The organism is Streptomyces sp. NPDC004065 (genome assembly GCF_044903565.1).
Classification (GTDB): Bacteria; Actinomycetota; Actinomycetes; order Streptomycetales; family Streptomycetaceae; genus Streptomyces.
Genome location: NZ_JBJDQT010000025.1, coordinates 89046 through 110471 on the forward strand (window position 1 = coordinate 89046; position 21426 = coordinate 110471).

The following is a 21426-nucleotide window of genomic DNA, read 5'->3' on the forward strand; positions in this document are numbered from 1 at the left end:
CGTGTCGTGTCCGGCTGTGCGCGACAATCGCTCCTCCGGGCGTGGTGCCCGGTAGGCACGATGCACGGGGCGGGGCGATGGAAGACGTACGGGAGCTACTGGCCGAGTACGGTCAGTGCCACAGCACCGAACTGTCGGAGCCGGACCGTCACCGGCTCCTCGTCGACGTGGTCATAGCCCTAATCCGGCGCACCGACGAGGAAGCAACGGTGGACCACCGAGCGCCGGACGAGCCGACCGTGTTCTTCGAACTCGCCGGACGCGACTACGCGATCACCGTGACGTCTGCATCCGGACCCGATGTGGCCAAGGCCGCCAGGGCCGCCGCACGGGCCCGTGATCAACGCGGGCTTGGGCCGGGCGTGCGGTGGGTCCTGGTGTGCGCGCGAACTCCAGGGCGTGCGGTGGACGATGGCCTGCGTGCAGCCCTGAGCGGGCACGGCGTGCTGCTCGACCGGGACCATCTGGAGGCTGCCCTGTGTGGCCTCGCGCCGCTCGCGACGCTGGTCCGTTCTGCTTTCCGCATGCCGCGGTCACCGTACACACCGCTGCACGAACTCCTGCTGCAGGAGCCGGAGGAGCCGATCCCCGCCCTGTCCTTGCCGACGCGTCCGGCCGGACCGGTCACCGTGTCTGCCCGAACGGCACCGGGCATCACGGCCTCCGTGGTCCTGGCCGGGGAGGACTGGTTGCTGCGGCCGAATGGTCTTGCCTGGGAATCGCCGGCGCGGGCGCTGATCACCACCGAGTCGGGGCTTGTGGAGGTGGATCTGCAGCGGGGTGGTGTGCGGTGGCGGCTGCCGTTGCCCGGCGTGCACGGCGCCGCCGTCGTGCTGCCGGGCGGAGGCGTTTGCGTACTGTGCGGGTCGGCGGTGGTGATGTCGCGCGACGGCGTTGTTCGGGCGGTGGGCGGCGGGTTCGAGGCGAACTCCAGCCTGGTGCTCGGCCCCGATGCGAGCATGTGGGTGCTGTCCGGATCCGGGGCCACGTTCGGCGCCGGCACCGGATCGACCCTGGCGCTCACCCAGCTCGGCGACCAGGTAGGCGATCAGCGGCGGTTCTCCATCGCCTTCGACGCGGCGGTGCGGTCGGCTGCCTGGCTTGACGGGCGGCGCTTCTTCCTTGCTGCTAGCGGCCACAGTGCCGTCGTCGACCTCGCCGTCGGCACGAGCGTCGGTGGGCGAGAGGAATGGATGCAGACCCCGGTGTCCTACCCCGGGCACATCGCCCGCAGCGACAGCGGAATCGTCCTGGTGGCCGGGAGGGCCGGCTCCGGCATCGGCGTGGAAGTGCACACGCTCGACGCGGCGGTTCGCAAGGACGACCCGGTCGCCGAGGTACAGCTGGGCGAGGTGCTCGGCCTCGCCCAGAGCCGGGAGGGTGGGCCCGCATACCTGCTGGGTTCGCTGCCTACGAACGATATCGGCACCGTCCACCCCGTCCTCATGAAGATCACAGGCCACTTCCCCTCCGGCTCTCCCGCCCTTGAGGAAAAGCACACGCCGCCGCCCGCCGCCGATCCGTACGCCGCGGTACGCCAGCAGGCCCGCGGCGTGAAGAAGGACTACGCGCTGGAGAAGTTCCCGCTGCCGGACGGCGAGGGTGGCATGGGCATCGTGCACCAAGCCGTGCACAAGCCGACGAACACAGTCGTCGCGTTCAAGAAGCCGAGGTCACTGCGCGAGAACTTGACTGCACGGATGTTGCGCGAGATCGAAGTCGCACAGGCCCTTGGCGGCAACCGTCACGTCATGCCGGTCCTTGACTTCAGTCCCCGGGCCGAGTGGTTCGTCATGCCGCTGGCCCAGGCCACCGCCGAACATCTCCAGCCGCAACTGCAAGACGACGGCCAGGAGCTGAGGGCCTTGGTGGACGCGGTCGCCGCTGCCCTGGCCGACGCCCACCGCCTGGACTACCTGCACCGGGACATCAAACCCGCCAACATCCTGCAGCTCCATGGCCGTTGGGTCCTGGGCGACTGGGGCATCGTGCGCCGCCCCCGCGGGCAGACGACCAACCCCAAGCGCACTGGCACCAAGATCGGCACCGCCGAGTTCGGCGCCCCCGAGCTGTCCATCGCGCCTCACCACGCGACGCCCGCGAGTGACATCTACAGCCTGGGAAAGGTCATCGGCTGGCTGCTGACCGGCACCGACCCTGAGCCGAACATTCCTCTGCTGCCGCCACCGGGGCCGTGGCGCAGCGTCGTGCGGCAGTGCTGCTTCCGGGATCCGTCGCAGCGACCGCAGACGATCGCCGAGTTCCTCGACCTGGTCGAGCGCGAGGCGTCCCAGGACCTGGACCTGCCCGTCGCGCGGGCCCAGCAGCTCGTGGCAGCAGCCGAGGAGGGGGACACCAGCGCCGCCAGCCAGCTGCTCTCGCTCGCCGCCGATCACGGCGACGACTACGAGCTTTACCTGGACGTCCTGCCGCGACTAGACATCGACCTCACCGCGCCGCTCCTGCTCGCCAACACCGAACAGGCCCTCAGCCTGATCCACGCGATAACCGGGCACGTCCAGGGCGACGGCACCGGCTGGCCCCACTGGAACGAATCCAAGAGAGCCATCGCGTGGCTGCGCGGCATCGCCCGCCACGCCGCCCGGGAGGAGGAGTGGGACGTGCTGGAGGAGGCAGCCCGCGGTATGTGCACCTGGGACGCTGCATCCAATGAGTTCGACCAGCAGATCGCAACCCGGGACTGGCTGCGCCATTTGCACGGCCAGGCCGCTCAGATCCTCGCCAGTGTGCTGCGGGAACACCCTGGCAGCGCACGTTACTACTACGAGCTGACTGGCGAGCGCGGCGTGGACATCGCCATCCGTAGCGCCATTAACTCCGCGGCCAGCAAATGACCACGCAGCTGTCGGCACGACAACCGCGGCCCTCGCGGCTTGTTCGCACATGCCGGACGAACTACCTGTGGGCGGTCCGACCCATGCTCGACCTGTTTCAACGAGTCACGGACTGACCGTCCAGCCTCAGCTTCGTGGCCGATCGGCCGTCAAGTGGCCGTCAGCCGTGAGATTCGGTCACGGAATCTTAGATCCCACAGGTGCGGGATCTCGTAGCTCGCGTCCTGCAGCGAGGCTGGGACCTGCGGCTTCTCAAGGGCGTCTCACACTGTGTCGGATGGGGCAGTCTCACGGGCCTGTCCCTATCCTTGATCGACTTCGGGCACTCCCGCCTCGGTGAGCATCGCGAAGAAGGCCGCGATGGGGCCGGTGCGCTCGGACCGGTCCGTGGTGAAGACCAGCCGTTGAGCTGCCCTGGACAGACCCACGAAGAAGGTCGATGTCCCTTCACGCGGGTCGCTTCCGAGCGCCCACCACTGCCTGCCGTGAATACCAAGGAAGAACACGGTGTGGTATTCGAGGCCCTTGCTGCGGTGGGTGGTGAGCAAGACGACGGCATCGGCGGACTCGAACTCGTCGAGCACCACACCCCAGTCGTCTGCCCCGTCAAGCACCGTCTCAAGGCGCGCCTCGAATGCGCCGGTGACGAGATCGAACTCCTCACCGGGTGCCGTGGCCTTCATGTAGCGGCGCAGAGCCGCGCTGTCCACGAGATCGAGCACCTTTCGGACGGCGTCGGCAGCGGACGTGGTCGACGGAGGGTGGGCCTGAAGCCAGGCACGGAGCCGGGTGGTCAGGTCGCTCAAGTCCTCGCCGACACGCTGCTGGGCCGTCTCGTCATCGGCTGCGCCGTGTACACGCTCCAGAGTCGCCGATACCTCCTGCCACAGTGCGGCGAGGCCACGAGGCTGGTGCGCCAGCCGGAGCAGCCCCACGAACAGGCGAGTCGTATCGCTCTTCAGCAGGTCTTGGAGGGTTATCTTGCCGACCCGCGCGTCATCGTTGCGGACTCGGATGCCGTGCGCGGCGAGGCGAGCACGAAACAGCGGCTCGAAGTCTTTGACTTTCTGCCGTGCGATGAGCGCGAAGTCCGCCGGCATACGGTCCGAGCCGGCGATGTCCCGGGCGATCCAGTCGGCGATGAACCTCGCCTCCCTATCTCCGCCGGAGAACGTCCACAGCACGGCCGGCTCGTGCCCGTCCTCGGCAGTCGCCTTCGAGGTGGCCCGCACTGTGGTCGGATCGAGTTTGCTGGCGATCACGTGCTGGAGTTCGACCAGGGCGTCGCTGGAGCGGAAGTTCCACGCCAGCCAGTAGGCGGTGGCTTGGAACGTGCTGGTGAAGCGCTGGACGGCCTCGGGCACAGCGCCGGCCCAGCCCATGATCCGTTGTTTGCTGTCTCCGACCGTGGTCACCGCGGCCTCCTCGCCGAACACTGATGCGAGGAAGGAGAACTGCGCGCTGGTCGTGTCCTGGAATTCGTCGACGAACACTATGGGATAGGTCATCCGTAGGGCGCGGCGGAGCCTCGGCACCGCACGGACCAGCAGCTCGGCGAGCCGGTTGAGCATGACGAAGTCGACTTCCGCCTTCCCCGGCCGCAGGTAGCGGGCGCGCCACCACTCGCGTGCGGCGTAGGAGACGGCGTCGACGGCATCGTCCGCCGGCACACTCTCGGGCAGGCTCCATCCCCCGACGATGTCGGAGACGAAGCGTCCCGGTTGGAACCCGACCTGCCTGGCTAGCGCCTGTGGCGCCGAGAAGGCGACGGTGTTGAGGAAGGCCCTCACCTCGGAGTCGGGCGCCATGCGGATGTCGTACCCGTGGCTCATCCGCCAGTCCGGCGGAAGGGCCGGCGCGAACCGATCCACCAGTCCCTTGGTGAATGCGTCGAAGGTCATCGACGCGAAGCGGCTGGCGTGTTCCGGGACGCGGGCGGCGACGCGGCGCCCGAGGTTGGCGGCAGCGTCCCGCTTGAAGGAGATCGCCAGAATGTGCTGCGGCCACGGGCACAGTCCGGTCTGCAGGAGATAGGCGGCGCGCTGAGCGAGGAACTCCGTCTTGCCCGCGCCCGGCCCGGCCACGACCGCCACATTCCCGGTGTCCCGCAGGGCCTGCCACGCGGCCGGCTCCAGATCCTCGATACCGGCCGGGCGCCAATCCTCGACCGGGATCAGGGTTGTTGGGCGCAGCGTCGGCGTTCTCGTCGGGACGAGGCGGTCGGAAGCGCTCACAATGACACCTTCTTCCGGATGTGCTCCACGATGGCCACGAGCACCTCCGGCGCGTTCAGCCGGAGCTCCTCGTCACTCAGGCGGCCGAGTGCGCTCAAATGGGTGCTCGGTTTCGAACGCGACAGGAACAGGTAGCGGTACCACCGCAACCACTCGGCCCGTGTCTCATTCCAGTAGAGCGGTCTGGTCCCCTTCTCTCCCAGGACCGTGGTGATCGGATCACTGGAATCCGGCCCGCGCTGGTTGGCTTCAAGGTGTCTGTAGGCGTTTTCGAACGCGCACAACATGGCGTAGTCGAGGTCGAGCGGCTCGGAGTAGAAGACGGCGAATGCGCGCAGGTGTTTCAGGATCGGCTTGATGTGCTTGAGACGGAGGCCGTCGTGGATGTCGTCGACCTCGTCGTAGTCGGTGAGACCTTCCAGTGGGTCGAACCCGTTGTCCATGAGGCGGTTGCAGGCATCACGTAGCCGGGCCGGGCCCGCGCCGACTTTGCCATAGTCGAGGTCCAGCAGGGTGGCATGGGGGATGTCCAGGTCATTGAGCAGCCTCCACATGTGGTTGGTGTGTCGGCCATCGAGCGGCACCATCGCGATGAACGATGGGTCCAGTTGGACACCGTGAGCCTGGGCGATCCGGGGGATGACGAGTTGCTCGGTGTCGCCTTCGCCGAGCACCACGAACTTGGCGAAGTACAGCTCCGGGTGGGCGCGCACTGCTTCGCGTACGTACTTTCCCGCCTCGGTGGTGTCGCCGGGGAGGGTAATCTCGCGGACCGATGTGGTCGCGGTGGCTGGCTCCGTGCGGAAGCATCGGACGTCTTCGGGCCGGATGCGGGGCATGACGCTGGCGGAGTGGCTGGAGAGGATCGTCTGTGTCGCCGTGGTGCCGCTCAGGTCTTGCAACTGACTGACGATCCGGGACAGGTAGAACGGCGAAAGGCTGTTCTCGGGTTCCTCGACCGCGATCAGGGTCAGGTGCGGCAGGTGAGCGGCTTGCAGTGTGAAGTCGTCGATGTGCTGGCCGGCACAGACTGCGGACTCGACGTCGATAGCTGCCGCCACTAGGGCGAGGTGCAGAAGCGACCGCTGCCCGTCGCTCAGCATGCGGGCTGGCCTGGGCCGACTGTTGTGGTCGGGCTCGAAGACGAGTTCGGAATCGCGGACCAGCTGGTTGAAGTCGCCGTCGAGGAGTCGCAGCTTCGGATCCGCGTGCATCCCCGCGTCGTGCAGCTCCTGCCACCGGGCCGTCAGCGCGCCTTCGACCGCCTGGACCACGGGCTCTTCAGTGAACTTCTCGGCGACTTCAGCCGTGTGGCCACTGACGAGGTCACGCAGGCCAGTTGACCACTGCGCAGCGCGCCACAGCCGGCTGCGGAGGAAGGCCGTCACCTGACGCACGCCGTCACGGGACGCCGGGATGTAGATCATCTGGATACGACTGCGCTCCGCAGCAGTCAGCTGCACGTAGTCGTCCTCGTCGTACTCCTCGGCAAGGGTGTTGACGATCACGCGTGACTCGGTGATCGCCCCCTCCACCGTGCCGTCATCGACCCATTCGGCCCGGAGCGCCACCCGGACCTTCAGGTCGCCGTCCTCCGTGGCGGCCATGCGACGGAAGAACTCCGGTACCGCTCGGGATGCGCTGGCCTGTTGCTGGCGTTCCGCATTCACCGCGGCATCACCATCGTCGTCTTCTCCGACTTCGTCGTTCTCCCCGCTGCCGTCGAGTTCGGGGAAGGCGAGCACTGCTTCGATCGTGAGCTCGCGGCTGGCGGGCAGGTCGGTCTCGCTGACGGGCACGTGAAAGTCGTCTACACGTACGGACCGCTCCTGCCCGGATATCCCGAACAACCGCAGTAGCGCCTCGCAGGCCGCGGTTTTGCCCGAACCATTGGCGCCTATGAAGGCAGTCATGCCCCGGTCCAGGCGGAGGGAAGTGCGCCCCGGCCCAAAGCACTTGAAGTTCTCCAGCACGAGCTTCTCGATGAACATTCGTCACTTTCCGGAACAACGACGTCATGAACGGCGACTGCGCACATGACGGTATCGAAACTGTGTGATCTCGGTGCCATATCGATCAAAGTCGGCGCCGGCCCTGGCTGAGGCGACACCAGGAATCGCAGCTGACGAGAGCCGTGCTAGAGGTGCGGCTGCCCTACCCCGTACCGGATCCTGATCTCGCGTCGACTCGCTCCGTAGAGCGAACAGGCTTAGCAGCCGGTCTCGGATTCGTGGCCAAACGGCCATTGAATGGCCAGCTGACGTGAGATTCGGCCACAGGATCTGAGATCCCACAGGTGTAGTTCTCAATCTCGATGTCATATACCGGCGCTGTGACCTGGGCGTTCTAGCGCTGTCTCAAGCCGCGTCATGCGGCAGAAGTCTCAGATGGTTGGCGTTTCCTCGGCTCGGACCTGTTCTTCGCGCTCAGGGTGTCTCATAGGGCATGGGCCCTCTGGCCGGTGTCGTCGACTTGTTCGGGGGAAGGAGGAACCACCGTTCTGATGGCTCCTCCAGCTCCCAGGTCGCTACAGATACAACCGGCTATTGCCGGGGATGGGTCCATCCCGCAGCACGGATCTTGTTATCGGGGGGCGTCAGCGCTGCCCGCATCCACTCCTCCGCTCGCGCGACCGGCTGTGGCTCACGACGGACGGCGACCGTTAGGGCCCATCGCCAATTGGCAGCATCGGTTGGGCGCGTCCGGCGGTGCCCACGAAGACGGGCCGTCAGCGACTGGGTCGTACGGCCGCAGTATCGGGGCCGGTAGGCCGCGTCGAGCATGAGATACAGGGTGGGGCCGAGTGGCAGCCCTGCTGTGGGATCCGCAGGGCCGACCGGCCAGGCGACGACTGGGTCCGCTGTGGCGCTCGGGTCCACGAGGGCCTTCTGAATTGGGGTGGCTGCCAGGACAAGGCGCCAGCGCTGGACAATTGATTGGTCCGCGGTGAGCGTGTGCGGAGGCATCGTCACACCTCGCGCCGGTCTGCATCGCGAAGCCGTGTCGGCTCGGTCCCGGCCGGTGGACGCACGTCGAGCAGTGCTTCCTCAAGGTCGCGCAGGTTTTGGTGGACTTGCTTCCAATCCGCCCGGCCACCCATTGGATGCTCCGTCAGCGGGGAGGGAAAGTCCGCGGCTTCTGCCGTAAGGCGGTCTACCACAGCACGGGCCTCGCCGATGGTGTGGAGGAGGTTGATGCGGCTCTGTTCGTTCCGCTCCTCCCGCGTGATCTTCTGCTCTGCCTCCCGCTTCATCTGTTCCTGGCGGCGCTTCTTCTGCTCGTCGGCAGCACGTTCGGGGTTGGCCTGCGTGAACAGGTGCTTCTCAAGGAGGATCTCGTGGGTGGCGCCGTCCGGGATCGGCTCGCCGACCTCATCGACGTGGGCGTAGGTGTAGTGGGCCTGAACGGATTTGCCTTCGCCGGTGCCGCCAGCCTTGTTGGGGTCGAAGGTCTCCACCACGGTCTTGGCCTGCCAGCGGCCCCGGACCGTTGATGTCCACGGGGCGAGGACAACGGGCGGGGTCGCCCGATACGGCACACGGCCATCATCGACCTTGCTGCCGGTGTCGCGTGTCAGCACGGCGTCTGCCATCAAGGCGGTGCCAGAGAGCACAGTGAGGGTGTGCTGCGCGTTGGCGTCGCCGTCGTCGGCGAGCTTGCGCAGCGTCTCGGCGCTGGCTGGCGTGGGTTCCCACTCGCCGAAGACGCCCGGGTACAGGACGCCCCCATTACGCCAGGCGCGGCGGGCCACGTCGGTGGTGGCCGGCTTAGCAGCCCGCCAGGGCATGTCGATGAGCACACCGAGGAACCCGGCGTAGCGGTCGTCGCGAACCTGCCCGAAGCCCCGGTCGCTGCGAATGAAGCGCTTGGCTTCGTCGAAGATCCTGTACCGCGTCAGGGTGTGGACGATCAGCACGGCCCGCCATAGCGGGTGGATGCGGCCGTTGGGGCCGTGCATTGGGTCGCTGTCCCAACCGGGCACGAGCGAGGTGATCTCCTCCGCCGTCAGTTCCTCGTCGGCGACCAGCGCTGCAAACGCCGGGCTGACCATCTGCCGGTGCAGGAGATGGTTGACCATCCGACGGGCAGTCATGGCGTCCTGGGCTGCGTCGCTCCAGCGGTTGATGCTGATATGCCGGGAACTCTGTGCCGTGGCGACGGCAGCCGCAAGCACGTCGTCGGCGTCATCTTCGTTAAGGACGGCGCCCACGATCAGGCGGACCGGCACGGCGCGGGTCTGGAGCTGACGCAGGGTGGCCATGGTCATGCCGTCGCGCGCCAAAGCGGCGTTGTGGCGCTCGGCATCGCGGTTGTATGCGCGGCGGCGCGCGGTTCGGGATGCGGCGAAGTTGTTGCCGATGGTGCTGACGATGGTGCGGGTTTGCTCAGCGGGGGTCGTCGCCTCCGGGTTGTAGTGGCGTGCTGCGGCGGCGCTGACGTAGCGCGAGGTTCCGTCGATAAGCGCTGCGGTCATCGTCGGCGGGCTGTTGTCGGCGTAGTGGGCCTCGGTGAGTACCGCCTCGACCGGGGTCATCACACCGTTGCTGAGGACGGAGTCACTGTAGTCGGCCCCCTCCTGAAGCAGCGTCTCCCGTGCTACGGCCTCGACGACTTTGCGTGCATGGGCGGGGCTGTCGTACTCGATCTTGAGCTGCGCCAGCAGCTCACCGGATGCGTTCCGGACACCAGTGGGAGCTGGCGCCGGAGGGGCCTTGACCTGACCGGACAACCGCGGGTTACCGAGAACTGTGGAGAGGCTCTCTGCATCAAACAGGCCCTCAAGGACCAGGAGTTGCGTGGCTCCCGCGTAGAAGGAGTTAAGGCCGTCGACCTTGTCCTTGTGCGTGGCCAAGATGGTCAGGCGCGGGATGTCGAGGAAACCGCCGACCGCCACCTCGATCGCCTCGTCCGTGAGGTTGATCCGCGGATTATTCCGCATAGCCCGGCGGAGCTGGCCCAGTTCCTTGGCCTCCGCAACCGGAAGCGGGCCGGGGACGCGATCGATCTGGACGAGATCACCGTTCTCGTCTGTCAGCTGTACAGATGTGGAGCTCACTGATGAGACCTCGCTCGTCAGGTGCCCCGCCGCCGTGTGCGCGGGACGCGGAGACCGCACGTGACATTCCGGGGACAACGAGGCCATTGAGAGACGAGGCCGGATTCCAACCGGCTGTCTCAGGACCCCCTGCAGATCTGCTGCCAGCACACCAACCTGTCGCGGTGTGCCCCGCCCGTTCCTGATCACGCAACTTGCTCACGACGGAGCGTAGTCGAACCGACGGCAGGCGAGGGTGAGTTGACGAAAGTTCCACGTGCAACTCTGTGACAGCTGCGGGTACGCGGTCCAGCGAGGCCCTGGCTGGCCGACTGTGGCCCGGCAACACCGGGACGACCGCCGTGCCCAACCAGCAGCGCGCTCGGATCCATGTGTTCTTCGCGCCGAGTGTGCCGCATGTGACATCTGGCGGGAAGCGACCGATGCCTGCGACGTCTCACCGCGACCTGCAAGTCTCAGGTCCGTGTCGGATCCGACTTCGAGCCGACACCAGTTGTGAGATTCCGACGTGAAACGTGAGATCCCACAACAGGGGTGGGCCGCCGTAGTTCGCCGGGGGCAGACAGGAAAGATCGCGGAAAGACTGGCCAGCACGGGCGAGAGCATGTCAACGTGGACGACCTTGTAAGAAACCCCAGGTCAGAGAGGTGATTGCCTGTGACCGTGGCTCCCGCCGGCCCCGGTTTCTCCACCACCGTCGAAGCCCTGCGACGGCGCGAGTGGCAGCTGGGTTCTGGCCAGCCCACGCTCGTCATGGACCAGTTCTCCGCGGAGGACTTCAACCTCATCGTGGACGACCGTGCGGACGTACACGTCAGCTCCAAGGACGGCCGGTTCTACCTCGGCTGGTTCCCGCTCGGTCGTCCCGGCACCGACGGCGAGGGATGGAAGATCGCCGTCACCGGCACGGCCAACGTACGCGGCTACCAGCTGTCGTTCGACACCGAGACGCCGGCCGACATCGTCGCTGCCGCCGTGGCGCGCGTGCTGGAAACCTCACGTCGCGTATGACAGTGCCCCACGCGTAGTCCTCGCTGGGAGGGTGGCCGGCTGACTGCCAGGCCGCCGGCTGATTCCACCGCTCACCGTTTTCCTCACCCAAGGAGGCCGTTCATGACGTCCACGGAGATGACCGTCGGCGATCTCATCGACCTGCTGTCTGGTTGCGACCGCAGTGCTCCCGTCCGCCAGGCCATGAACCCGTTCTTTCCGATGGCACACCGCTTGGCGCAAGTCGTGCAGTCCGTGGACGAGACCGGCCAAACCGTCGTCTACCTCGCCGAAGGCCGAGACGAGGGCTCACAGCTCGGCCATCTGCCGCCCGAGGTCGCCGTCGCTCTGACCTGGCAGGGCGACACGCAGGCACCGCCGCGCCGCCCCCGCCGCCGTGCCGGCGGCAACTAGACCCGCACCGAGCCCTTTGGAGGCGCCCCTGTACCCCGAATTCCCGCCCAACCCGTCCACTCCACGCGGCGGCCAGCTCGCGTTCTGGGTCGGCCCCCGGCACCTGGCCGGTGACGATGGGCGCCTCTACGACACCGTCGCCGACACGCTCGCCGGCCTGGGCTGGACGAGCCTGACGATCGTCCGTGGACGGCACGAGCCGGACGAAGCACCCGAGGACCGCCAGGTCCTGCGCAGCACCGTCCTGCACATCAGCCCCGACGCGCGCTGCTGGGCGCAGTGGAGCCTGGCGGACGAGCCGTTCCACCTGGGCGACTTGCCGATCGCCTGGCAGATCTCCGCCCGTGCGGACACGAACAACCCGCTCGCCCAGTGGTCGGCCTACTTCACCCCCGACGTCCCCGGCGAGGCCGTGACCGACTTCCTCGTCGCGCTCGACGCCCGCGACCAGCCCGCCCTGCCGCTCGCCGGCCCCGAGCTGGTCCTCGACACCGTCGCCGCACACGGCTGGCTCCGCGACATCGACCAGCCCCAGGCGGCAGCGACGGACCCGACGTTCACCTCGCACATCAGCCTTGGCGAGGTGCCGCCGCTCATCCAGGACGCCGACCCGCGCACCCTGGTCGCCGAGGCCGACGCTGCGGGACCGGCCGGATGGCAGGCATGGGCCGAGCCCGCGCTGGGCACGCAGTGCCTGTGGGCGGCGTCCTTCGCAGCCAGCGTCCCGCACGACCTGGTCGCCGCGTTCGCCGCCTCGCTCAGCTCGACCGCACCGGTCCTGCGCCGGGTGCTGCCGGCGAGCACGCGGGACCGGCTCCTGCGCGCCCCGGCTGGCTGAACGCCGGTGTCCGCCCTTCATTCGAGGCATGAAGCCCGGCCTCCCCGATTTCGGGAAGGGCGGGCTTCATGCTGCTGTGTTTGCCGGTGCGCTGAGGGGTTCGGACCGTGACGGCAGTATGTGACGACAGCGGCGACAGAGCCCGTAATCCCCACCAGCAGTGCCATCTTGCCTGCCCAGACGATGCGTTCCACGATCTCGCCCCGATTGTCAGACCGGAGTGCCATCGTTCGTCCATGTTCACCCTTACGACGACCACCTCATGGTCAACCCGCACATCTGGGGCCAGCCGGCCAGCGCCAACCCGCTACTCCAGCTCCGCAACATAGACGGCGGGGAGTGGTTCCAGCGGTACGGCGACAGCTTCGAGGCCGTGTGGGCATCCGCGCGCCCCTAGGCGCCCGACAGACAGGAGTAGCACTGCCGTGGGCAGGACCGAGTACTACCACGACCCCAAGGCCCCCAAGGCCAACACCCTTATCCCCGCCAGCAACCTGCTCGTGGTCAACGACGAAGGCGCCATCCTTCTCCAGCGACGCCGCGACACCGGCCAGTGGGCCCTGCCCGGAGGAGCCCAGGACATCGGCGAGAGCCCGGCGCAGTGCGCCGTCCGCGAGTGCGAGGAGGAGACCGGCATCGTCGCGGAGGTCACCGGCTTCCTCGGCGTCTACTCCAACCCGGAGCACATCATCGAGTACACCGACGGCGAGATCCGGCAGCAGTACGAGGCCGTGTACATCGGCCGCCCCGTAGGGGGCAAGCCAACCGTCAATGAGGAGGCCGACGGCGTGCGCTGGGTTCACCCGGACGACCTGGACAAGCTCGACATCCACCCGAGCATGCACGAGCAGATCGGCCACTACCTGACCGCGGCTTACCCCTACCTCGGCTGACCGCTCGGACTTACAGCTCCACGCCGGCCTCGACCGCAGCCGCCCCGCACCCGATCCACACTCGCGTGGATGTGCGGGGCGGCCCGGCGGATGAAACGCCCGACCACGCTGTCCTCGCCGTAGCGGCCCAAGATCTCCTGCAGCCGCTCATGGGGCGTCGTCCGTCGGCCGTCCGGCGTCGTGGTCATGTCGCAGTAGACCAGCGCGTCCACGAGGAGCGGATCATCCAGCAGGGGGAACTCGTCGGCCAGCTCAGTCCGGAGGCCACGCTCCTCGGCTTCGAGCAGCGCACACGAGTGGTTCGCGACCAGGCGGACAACCCGTCCCTCCGCCCCGTGCACGTCCCGGAGGTACCGTGCTCCGTCCAGTGGATGGAATCCGGTAGAGGCGAGCGGGGGCGCGTAGCCGATGTCATGCAGCACTGCAGCGGCTTCCAGCACCTCGGCGCTGTTACCGGCCAGCGGCGCCAGCGTCTGGGCGCAAGCGGCAACGCCCTGCGAGTGTGCCCACCTGCGGGGGAGGCTGCGACTCAGCAGCTCACCAGCCAGTTCGTACGCCCAGTCAACCTTGGTCGTTGCCACCTGGGGAGGATATGGCAGCGACGGCGAGGACGTCTTGGGCATCCGTGGCCGTGCGCAAAGGGGAAGCCTGGATGCTGCGGGAGCCGCTGAAGCGTTTCTCGATTGCGGACCTGATCGCCGCGTACTTATTCTTCCGGGCAACGCGTTGACGGAGACGAGTAGCCAGGGATCACGCGAGCCGAGAGAGCTGCTGGCAGCTGGGAAGGCAGCCTCGCGCCCCAGGTGAATCCCCTCCCGAGTGCGGGGAGGAACGGCCTTAGGGAAGGTCCAATGCCCCGCCGGTTGACCCCCGTGACCGGGTCGCGAATGAGGCCACCATCTGCTGGTGGCGAAGGCGCGGTGGCACCGCGAGTTGCCCCTTCTCGCCCGCGCTCCCAAGGGATCACGTCATGATGACTGATCGAACGGAGCACGGCAGGATGATCGATGTCACCCTGATTCGCCAGAACCCAGTCCATGTCCAGCAGGCGCTAGCCAAGCGGGCGGTCCACGTCGACCTCGACGAGTTTCTTCGACTGGACGACGACTACCGACAGGTGCGGGCTGAGATGGAACGCCTCCGTGGGGAGCGCAAGAGGATCTCGGGCGAGATCGCGAAACGGCAGCGGGTTGGGGAGGGCGTGGCAAGTCTGCACGGTGAAGCATCGGCCGCGGGCGAGCAGCTGACCGCCGTGGAGGCGCGGCTCATCGAACTGGAGCAGGCGCGTCAGGTCTTCCTTGATCCGCTGCCGAACCTACCCGACGCGGACGTGCTGGCCGGGGGCAAGGAGAACAACGAGGTCATTCGTGAAGCCGGCCAGCGTCCGGAGTTCGGTTTCACGCCCAGGGACCACGTGGAGCTCGCTCGGACTCTGGGCTTGGTCGACTATGAGCGGGGCACGAAGCTCGGCGGCAGCGGCTTCTGGATCTACCGGGGTGACGGCGCGCTCCTGGAGTGGGCGCTGCTGAACCACTTCCTGGAGGCCCATGTGCGGGACGGCTATGAGTTCGTGTTGCCACCGCACATCCTGACCTTCGCGGCCGGGTACACGGCGGGCCAGTTCCCCAAGTTTGCGGACGAGGTCTTCGCCTTGGAGCAGGGGGAGCACGGTCCGGAGCGGTTCCTGCTACCGACCGCGGAGACAGCGTTGGTCAATCTGCACCGGGACGAGACGCTGCCCGAGACGGAGCTGCCTCGGAAGTACGTCGCGTACACGCCGTGCTACCGCAAGGAGGCCGGCGGCTATCGCACGGCTGAGCGGGGGACCCTCCGCGGTCACCAGTTCAACAAGGTCGAGCTGTTCCAGTTCACCCGCCCTGACGCCTCGGACGCCGCACACGAGGAGCTTCTCGGCAGAGCGGAGGACTTGGTAAAGGGACTGGGCCTGCACTATCGGATCACGCGACTCGCGGCCGGGGACACCAGCGCAGCGATGGCCAAGACGTACGACGTCGAGGTGTGGCTGCCGAGCATCGAGGCGTACGTCGAGGTCAGCTCGGTGTCGAATGCCCGCGATTACCAGGCGAGGCGTGGCAACATCCGCTACCGGCCCCGACAGGGGAAGTCGACGTTCGTCCACACGCTGAACGGCTCAGGTCTGGCCACGAGCAGGCTTGTGCCCGCGCTGCTGGAGCAGCACCAGCGGGCCGACGGCACGGTGGAGGTACCCGAGGTGTTGCGCAAGTGGATCCCGAGCGGCGTCCTGACAGCACCGCCCTCGGCCTGAGCTGAGCGGGCTGTCTGTCGAACACTGAACGGGTGGGCCCCAGGTCAGAGTGCCCAACCGCGCCGGTTGGCCAGCCATCGCAGTGTGACCTCTCCGCACCACGTCTGGTGCTGGCGAAGATGCGGTGACCAGTCTGCTGCGGGCTGTCCGCCGGAGGTGAGGAAGAAACCGGAGAGAGCGGCGAGCGCCGCATCGAGTTGTTCGTCGGCGACTCCGCGGGCGGTGGGGTGCTGGGTGAACAGGGCGGTGGCGTCGTGTCCGTCGGCGTAGGCGGTGGCCAGGAGCAGGACGAGGTCGAACCAGCTCGCACCCAGGCAGGGCCAGTTCCAGTCGCAGATCCACGCGGCGCCGTGCGCATCGATCAGCACGTTGTCCTGTCGTAGGTCGTGGTGGAGGACGGCATTGCCTGCGACGGCCTCCCGCCATCCGCTTTCCAGGCTGGCCAGCACGTCCAGTAGGTCGAGTGGTACCCAGGAAGGCAGGGCGTTCGTGTGCGTGGCGCCTCGGGCGAGGTTGCGCCAGTCGGCGAAGTCACCGCCGTCACCCACCGGCTTGAGGCCCACATGCTGGAGTGCTGTGGGTGGGGTGGAGAGTGCCTCTGCTGTGATCCTGTACGCGTCGAGAGTGGCCGTTAGCTCATCAGGCTTCCACGGTGTGGTGGGCATGCGGCCACCGGGGACAGCGTCGATGCCGAGAACGACCCATCCGTCGTGCTCCTCAATCCACTGCAGGCGTGGCGCCGGAATCTCTGCCGGGAGCGCCTGGTTGATCAACGCTTCCCTGCGGTAGGAGTCGGCCACCACGCTGTTGTCCAGGCTCTTGACCGCCTTGACGAACAGAGGTCCGAAGGCCCCGCGGAGTACAGCGGCGAAGCCGCTGGTAAATCCGCTCCCTGCGCTGCACCCGGCCTCTACTGGGCCTCCGAGGCGTCGGGTGATGAGCTGGCGAACGTCTTGTGGGAGGTCCCTCCAGTCTGGGCGTACCGCTGTGGCGTTGTACTGAAGGCGCGAGGTGATGATGTCGGGCATTCCGTCAGGATGGGGGAGCTGTGTTTCCCGGCGCCACGAAATTGTCACGCGGATCCGTGTCCGTCCATTCGCTGACTGAGCCTCGTAGGCTGCGCCCCGGGTAGCGTCATCATCAGTGCGACTACACCTCCTCCTTCCTGGCGCCGTTGATCGTCGGGTGGCCGCACCTGCTTCCGAACCTGCCCACTGGCACGATCACGATCTACGCAGAAATCTCGCTGTCGTCTCGAGGCCCTGGCTCGCTATCCTCCGTCACAACGCGATGACGGAGACGAGTAGCCCGGGATCACGCGAGCCGAGAGAGCTGCTGGCAGCTGGGAAGGCAGCCTCGCGCCCCGGGGTGAAAACCCTCCTGAGTGCGGGGAGGAACGGCCATGTGGTCCAATGCCCCGCCGGCTGGCCCCGTTACCGGCCACGAATGAGGCCGCCACTGTCGGGTGGTGGTGAAGGCGTGGTGGAACCGCGAGTCCCCTTCTCGCCCGCGCCCCCAAGGGATCACCGTGACGCCCTGGAGGGCTACGATGATCCATACGACCGATCGTGTATTGGTGTCTGGCCTGCGCGAGCACTTGGGTCGAACCGTTTCCGTGTCGGGCTGGGCGCACACTCTGCGCCTGCTGAGTAAGGTCCAGTTCGTCGTCGTACGGGACCACACGGGCATGGTGCAGGTCACCCACCGGCGCGGCGGCGCAGGCGACGACATCGAGGCCGCCCTGCAGCAGCTCACGCCGGAGTCCGCGGTGCGGATCACCGGCCGCGTCGTCGAGAACCCGATCGTGAAGCTCCACAGCCTGGAGATCATCCCGGAGCGGGTCGAGGTCCTGAACCGGGCCGCGACACCGCTGCCCATCGACGAGCACACGGGCCTGGAGCACCGCCTGGACTGGCGGTTCTTGGACGTACGCCGCCGTCCCGCCGCCCGGCTGATGTTCGCCGTGCAGACCACCCTTGAGCAGGGGATGCGCGAGTACGCCTATGCGCAGGGCGCCACGGAGATGCACACCCCCAAGCTCATGGGCACCGCCTCGGAGTCTGGCGCCGAGGTCTTCGAACTCGGCTACTTCGATCGCAGCGCCTATCTCGCCCAGTCGCCGCAGTTCTACAAGCAGATGGCGATCTCGGCCGGAATCGAGAAGGTCTTCGAGATCGGCCCCGTCTTCCGTGCAGAGCCGTCGTTCACCTCCCGGCACGCCACCGAGTTCACCGGCGTCGACGTCGAGCTGGCCTGGATTGACGGCGTCGAGGACGTTATGGCGTTCGAGGAGCAGATGCTCGCCCACGCCATCACCAAGGTCGCCGGTGCACACGGCGATGCGGTCCGGGAGCAGTTCGGCGTGGAGATCACCGTCCCCACGACGCCCTTCCCCCGCATCACCATGGCCAAGGCGCACGACATCCTGCGCAAGGGCGGATGGGACGCGGAAGGAACCAAGGAGGACCTGGACCCGGAGGGCGAGCGGAGCATCAGCGCCCACATCCAGCAGGCCACCGGCCACGAGTTCGTGTTCATCACCCACTACCCCGTGGGCATCCGGCCCTTCTACCACATGCGGCCGGCCGACGACCCGAGCGTGACCCTGAGCTTCGACCTGCTCTGGAAGGGGCTGGAGATCACCACCGGCGCCCAGCGCGAGCACCGCTACGACGTGCTGCTGAAGCAAGCCGCCGAGAAGGGCATGAGTCCGGAGCCGATGCAGGACTACCTGAACGCGTTCCGGTACGGGTGCCCACCGCACGGCGGGCTGGGCATGGGCCTTGGACGCGTACTCATGGTCTTGCTCGGTCTGGAGTCGATCCGCGAGGCCACCTTCCTCTTCCGCGGACCGAACCGGCTCACCCCATAGCTGGCCTCTGTGCATGGCTGGCCTACGTCGGATTTCCCTTCCGGGGCCTCGTTCACTGAGAGCATGGACAGGTGAGTATTGAGGGAGTGGGGCGCTGGGTGCCGGCTCGTCCCGAAGATCTAGCTGTCATGTTCGCTGCGGCCGACTTCCCGTGGTGGATCGCTGGCGGGTACGCGATCGAACTCGCCGTCGGCCGTGAGCTACGCCCGCACGGCGATCTCGATGTCCTCGTCCTCCGACGGGACCAAGCTCGCGTGCGCGATCTCTTGACCGACTGGGACCTGTACGTGGCGGACCCACCTGGCATGGGGCGGCTGCGCCCGTGGCGTTCTGGGGAGACTCTTCAGCCGCCCCTTCACGACACCTGGTGCCGACGCACGCCTGAGGCACCCTGGTCCGTGCAGCTCATGCTGGACGAGGCGGAGGGCACCCATTGGGTCTCTCGGCGTACCCCACGGATCCGGCTTCCGATCGAGCGGTTGGGACGAAGAAGCGGGACTGGTATCCCCTACCTGGCGCCCGAGGTGCAGCTCTACTACAAGGCGAAGGCGACGCGGGAGAAGGATGAGACAGACTTCGAAGCGGTACTGCCGCTGCTCGGCGAACCTCAACGCATTTGGTTGGCGAACGCTATCGCAGTAACCGTGCCGGACCACCCATGGCGGCAGCGTCTTACGCCACCGGACGCAGACAGATGAGACGTCGGCCGCCGAGCGCGGTCCGTGGGTGACACGAAGGTGGTACGAGAGTTGTACAACCTGAAGCCCTGGCACTCCATGAGTGAACACTTGGTCGACGAGGCAATGGCGACGCCACGCTAACCAACCGCAGGCAGATCAGGCCGATTTCAGTGTCCACGACCAGTTCCTTAGCTCGTCGGGAGGGCGGTCTGATTACCCGACGCTGCCTCGTCCTCCTCCGCAGGACGCACCGAGGTGTTACCGGCTCAGTGCGGCGTCGAGATATACCTGCACCGCGTCGAAGAGGCCGTACGGCACGTACGCGGGAATCTGGGCATGCCGGACCCATGCCACCTCAGCCAGTTCATCCTCGTCCGCGACGTAAGGAGCGCCGGACTCTACGACACAGGCCACGTAGGTCATCTTCCGGCCAGTCTTGGGGTGAACCCGTTCTCCGAGGACCTTGAGAGCGGTCACCTCCATGCCGACCTCTTGGCTCGTCTCTCGCACGGCTGCTTGTTCAGGGGTCTCCGTCGCCTCGATCTCGCCCGCAGGGAACTGCCACGACAGTTGACCTTCCGCGACCCGGCGACGAACCATGAGCACGGCGCCGTCCTGGACCACGATCGCGGCTGCGATGCCCGGTCGCTCTTGTGCCGTTTGCTCGGTCATACGTCTTCCTCCAGTGCTGCCAGCATCGGCGGGTAGATCGTGTCGGCGGACGTGAAGCGGCCCTGTAGGTTCTCAGATCCCGTGTCATTTTCTCAGTCGCGATGTCATGTGACTGGCCGAACTGACACGGGATTGAGAATCGCTGGCCACTGCCGTCACTCGTTTGAGGACTCCGTTGCCAGCGGGATACCGCACAGCGGGCAGCCGTTTGCGTGGTCGTCCTGACAGACGTAGCCGATGGCGCCATCCACGCACCATTCGGCGGCCTCCTCGGACAGCAGGTCGGGCCCGGCAAGGAGCAGCCGACGAAATTCCGTGGTGTCCGCAATGTCGGCCGGCCGGTTGGTGAACCACTCGTCGAACCAAGGCTTGTCCCGGTGTATGCGCCAGTGCGCATTCTCCCGGTCGTCGACAGCCGTAAGGAACCGATCGACGATGCGCCCCCAACTCGGTGCTCCGAACCAGCCGTTGTCGAACGCGCACAAGGATTCGACCAGGGTTCGCAGACCGAACTCCTTCTCGCTAAGGCAGTACCTTCGCCCCCATGAGATCGCGACCTGTGCCATCTCCGCGAGTTCTACGCGCGGATCATCCTCGTGTGCCGGGTCGTCAGGGTTGTGGCAGGCCAGCCCGAGCTCGAGCACAGACTGCCCGGTCGGTAGAACCCGGGACGGGTTGACGATCGCGAGACCGAGACCGATCCAGTCGACATGGTCGAACGACAGCATCGAGCGCACGAGTCGGGTGGTTGCCGCGTTGATCCGCATCATTGTGCCGTCGTGCAGCGGACTCTTCCCGGCATGCCAGTTCTCGACGGGTGTGTTGCGCCACACGGCGAGCGTGATGCGGGTGGCAGCGAGCCACAGCAGGGCGTCGTCGTCGAGGTGCCCGAACCGCTTGGCGCACTCCTGGGCGCCGTAGGTGATCAACTCTTCCGCTTTCGGCCACCTGTGGCTGTCGGGCCCTTCAGGCCCTTCAGGCGCGTACTCGTAGTCATCGGCGTACTCGTCGAGGATCGCGCTCAACTCGGCTGCGCTGTAAGCCTCGCTGTATTCGGAGCTGTCCGGCTCCTCGACGGTGTACATGTCGTGGTCCCAGGAGACGTACACGTCGCCCCAGAGCACGACGTCATCGCACTCGCTGGCGTTGTCCGTCACAACCGGCCTGATGGTGATCGGGGCAGTACGCCCGTCGGTTCGCTCGCCGTCCTTCTCGGCAGCCCATGCAGTGATGACCCCGAGCGGCTTCGGAAGGAGAGGACCGACCTCGGTGATGCTGAACGGCTCGTCGTCGTCATCGGTGTCGAACCGGCTGTTGACGAACGCCACCGCCTCGGAGGGCGAGCTGACGATGGACTGGGTACCACTCTCGTTGTCAACCACTCGCCACAACGCGCTGTTCTTCACGATGCTCTCCGATCGCGGTGAGTGCACCCGGGGCGGGTGCGATGCGCCGGGTCGCTCGGCACTGACTCCAATTATGGGCTGATCAACCCGTCCGTAGTCCCGCAGGCGCTTGTCAGCGACGACGCTCGGGACGTTCGTGTGCAACGAAGGTGTGTGAGTGGGTGGAACGGATGGTTGCCGATGCAGGTTCGTGACGCCCCGGGCCGCGTTGCAGCCTGCTGGACAGCCT

16 protein-coding genes are annotated in these 21426 nt (G+C 66.9%); 9 read left to right on the forward strand and 7 right to left on the reverse strand.

Annotated features, from left to right (window positions below):
* The first annotated feature begins 77 nt into the window (after positions 1-77).
* A complete protein-coding gene (locus tag ACI2LW_RS24570) occupies positions 78-2855 on the forward strand; it encodes a protein kinase (protein ID WP_404733361.1) in 2778 nt (925 codons plus the stop codon).
* Between the two features lie 302 nt (positions 2856-3157).
* Here ACI2LW_RS24570 and ACI2LW_RS24575 read toward each other — a convergent pair whose 3' ends face one another.
* The 3 genes from ACI2LW_RS24575 to ACI2LW_RS24585 all read right to left on the reverse strand — a co-directional run bounded on the left by ACI2LW_RS24575 (position 3158) and on the right by ACI2LW_RS24585 (position 10145).
* Positions 3158-5089 (reverse strand): UvrD-helicase domain-containing protein, encoded by a 1932-nt coding sequence (locus tag ACI2LW_RS24575; RefSeq protein WP_397910108.1) that lies wholly within the window; start codon positions 5087-5089, stop codon positions 3158-3160.
* Complete coding sequence (locus tag ACI2LW_RS24580; protein ID WP_404733362.1) at positions 5086-7080, reverse strand: ATP-dependent nuclease; 1995 nt, start codon at positions 7078-7080, stop codon at positions 5086-5088. Before ACI2LW_RS24580 ends, ACI2LW_RS24575 begins: the two co-directional genes overlap by 4 nt.
* Positions 7081-8057: 977 nt before the next feature.
* Positions 8058-10145: a hypothetical protein gene (locus ACI2LW_RS24585; RefSeq protein ID WP_061915892.1), complete on the reverse strand. Its 2088-nt coding sequence runs from the start codon at positions 10143-10145 to the stop codon at positions 8058-8060.
* A gap of 657 nt (positions 10146-10802) precedes the next feature.
* On the opposite strand from ACI2LW_RS24585, the gene ACI2LW_RS24590 reads away from it, so the two are divergent.
* From ACI2LW_RS24590 to ACI2LW_RS24610, 5 genes are all read left to right on the forward strand, one after another.
* Positions 10803-11156 carry a DUF317 domain-containing protein gene (locus ACI2LW_RS24590; RefSeq protein ID WP_061915895.1) on the forward strand — a complete coding sequence of 118 codons (354 nt, stop codon included), beginning with the start codon at positions 10803-10805 and terminating at the stop codon, positions 11154-11156.
* A gap of 102 nt (positions 11157-11258) precedes the next feature.
* Positions 11259-11549: a hypothetical protein gene (locus ACI2LW_RS24595; RefSeq protein ID WP_061915897.1), complete on the forward strand. Its 291-nt coding sequence runs from the start codon at positions 11259-11261 to the stop codon at positions 11547-11549.
* A 16-nt stretch (positions 11550-11565) separates the two neighbouring features.
* Entirely contained in the window at positions 11566-12387 is an 822-nt protein-coding gene (locus ACI2LW_RS24600; RefSeq protein WP_006143135.1) for a DUF317 domain-containing protein, read from the forward strand.
* A gap of 220 nt (positions 12388-12607) precedes the next feature.
* A complete protein-coding gene (locus ACI2LW_RS24605) occupies positions 12608-12784 on the forward strand; it encodes a hypothetical protein (RefSeq protein ID WP_404733363.1) in 177 nt (58 codons plus the stop codon).
* Between the two features lie 28 nt (positions 12785-12812).
* Positions 12813-13280: an NUDIX hydrolase gene (locus ACI2LW_RS24610; RefSeq protein WP_404733364.1), complete on the forward strand. Its 468-nt coding sequence runs from the start codon at positions 12813-12815 to the stop codon at positions 13278-13280.
* Here ACI2LW_RS24610 and ACI2LW_RS24615 read toward each other — a convergent pair.
* Positions 13268-13861: an HD domain-containing protein gene (locus ACI2LW_RS24615; protein ID WP_404733365.1), complete on the reverse strand. Its 594-nt coding sequence runs from the start codon at positions 13859-13861 to the stop codon at positions 13268-13270. The two genes, ACI2LW_RS24610 and ACI2LW_RS24615, sit on opposite strands and share 13 nt — an antisense overlap.
* 419 nt (positions 13862-14280) lie before the next feature.
* Here ACI2LW_RS24615 and serS point away from each other — a divergent pair, with 419 nt between their 5' ends.
* Positions 14281-15567 (forward strand): serine--tRNA ligase, encoded by a 1287-nt coding sequence (gene serS, locus ACI2LW_RS24620; protein WP_404733366.1) that lies wholly within the window; start codon positions 14281-14283, stop codon positions 15565-15567.
* A 44-nt stretch (positions 15568-15611) separates the two neighbouring features.
* On the opposite strand, the gene ACI2LW_RS24625 is transcribed toward serS, so the two are convergent.
* Positions 15612-16595 carry a phosphotransferase family protein gene (locus ACI2LW_RS24625; RefSeq protein ID WP_404733367.1) on the reverse strand — a complete coding sequence of 328 codons (984 nt, stop codon included), beginning with the start codon at positions 16593-16595 and terminating at the stop codon, positions 15612-15614.
* Positions 16596-17116: 521 nt separating this feature from the next.
* Here ACI2LW_RS24625 and aspS point away from each other — a divergent pair.
* Positions 17117-18439, forward strand: coding sequence for an aspartate--tRNA(Asn) ligase (gene aspS, locus ACI2LW_RS24630; RefSeq protein WP_404733368.1), 1323 nt, complete (start codon positions 17117-17119; stop codon positions 18437-18439).
* Between the two features lie 128 nt (positions 18440-18567).
* The gene (locus ACI2LW_RS24635) at positions 18568-19137 is read left to right on the forward strand and encodes a nucleotidyltransferase domain-containing protein (RefSeq protein WP_404733396.1); all 570 of its coding nucleotides are present in this window, start codon (positions 18568-18570) and stop codon (positions 19135-19137) included.
* Between the two features lie 240 nt (positions 19138-19377).
* Here ACI2LW_RS24635 and ACI2LW_RS24640 read toward each other — a convergent pair whose 3' ends face one another.
* Positions 19378-19791, reverse strand: coding sequence for an NUDIX hydrolase (locus ACI2LW_RS24640; protein ID WP_402424428.1), 414 nt, complete (start codon positions 19789-19791; stop codon positions 19378-19380).
* Positions 19792-19946: 155 nt separating this feature from the next.
* Positions 19947-21197 (reverse strand): hypothetical protein, encoded by a 1251-nt coding sequence (locus ACI2LW_RS24645; RefSeq protein WP_404733369.1) that lies wholly within the window; start codon positions 21195-21197, stop codon positions 19947-19949.
* Positions 21198-21426 lie beyond the last annotated feature (229 nt).

Excerpts from the sequence above, each read along its gene's own strand:
- ACI2LW_RS24570 (WP_404733361.1), top strand. The coding sequence starts at position 78 with ATGGAAGACGTACGGGAGCTACTGGCCGAGTACGGTCAGTGCCACAGC.
- ACI2LW_RS24580 (WP_404733362.1), bottom strand. The coding sequence starts at position 7,080 with ATGTTCATCGAGAAGCTCGTGCTGGAGAACTTCAAGTGCTTTGGGCCG.
- ACI2LW_RS24595 (WP_061915897.1), top strand. The coding sequence starts at position 11,259 with ATGACGTCCACGGAGATGACCGTCGGCGATCTCATCGACCTGCTGTCT.
- serS (WP_404733366.1), top strand. The coding sequence starts at position 14,281 with ATGATCGATGTCACCCTGATTCGCCAGAACCCAGTCCATGTCCAGCAG.
- ACI2LW_RS24625 (WP_404733367.1), bottom strand. The coding sequence starts at position 16,595 with ATGCCCGACATCATCACCTCGCGCCTTCAGTACAACGCCACAGCGGTA.
- aspS (WP_404733368.1), top strand. The coding sequence starts at position 17,117 with ATGATCCATACGACCGATCGTGTATTGGTGTCTGGCCTGCGCGAGCAC.
- ACI2LW_RS24635 (WP_404733396.1), top strand. The coding sequence starts at position 18,568 with ATGTTCGCTGCGGCCGACTTCCCGTGGTGGATCGCTGGCGGGTACGCG.
- ACI2LW_RS24640 (WP_402424428.1), bottom strand. The coding sequence starts at position 19,791 with ATGACCGAGCAAACGGCACAAGAGCGACCGGGCATCGCAGCCGCGATC.